Source organism: Staphylococcus sp. 231237_7MaSpsaltlick (assembly GCF_043107035.1).
The window spans coordinates 1-479 of the sequence record NZ_JBICNX010000342.1 but is presented as its reverse complement, the minus strand read 5'-3'; the positions used below and the strand labels follow the sequence as shown (position 1 = coordinate 479).

The following is a 479-nucleotide window of genomic DNA, read 5'->3' as shown; positions in this document are numbered from 1 at the left end:
AATTGATGTTTATGTAGGTCAATGGTTAGCAAAAATAGTTAGTGGATTTACTCAAATGGTATCATTTGCTTCTAATGGTATGGCTAGATTTTTAGCGAAAATCGTAGGTGGATTTATTCGAGTAGTATCTGCTGTTGATCAAGGTGTATCTAATGCTGTATCCAAAGTGAGAAGTTTTGTATCTGATTTTGTTCAAGCTGGCGTTGATTTGATAGATGGTATGATTCAAGGCGTTATAGATAAAGCTAAAGATTTAGCGCAAGCGGCCTGGGACGCGGCTAAAGGAGCTTTAAATGCAGCTAAAAGCGCATTAGGTATAAAATCTCCTTCAAGAGAGTTTAAATCTTTAGGTATGTATTCAATGGTTGGATTAGGAAACGGAATTGCACAATATGCCAATAAAGCGGCTAAAGAAAGCAGATTAGCAGCAACTAAAGTAATGGACGCATTTAAAGTAGATCTATCGCCTGGCATAACAG

The 479-nt window shown here is 37.2% G+C and carries 1 pseudogene; it reads left to right on the top strand.

Annotated elements, in window-relative coordinates:
• Window positions 1-479, top strand: a pseudogene (locus ACF91D_RS31800) (hypothetical protein); the annotation flags it as partial.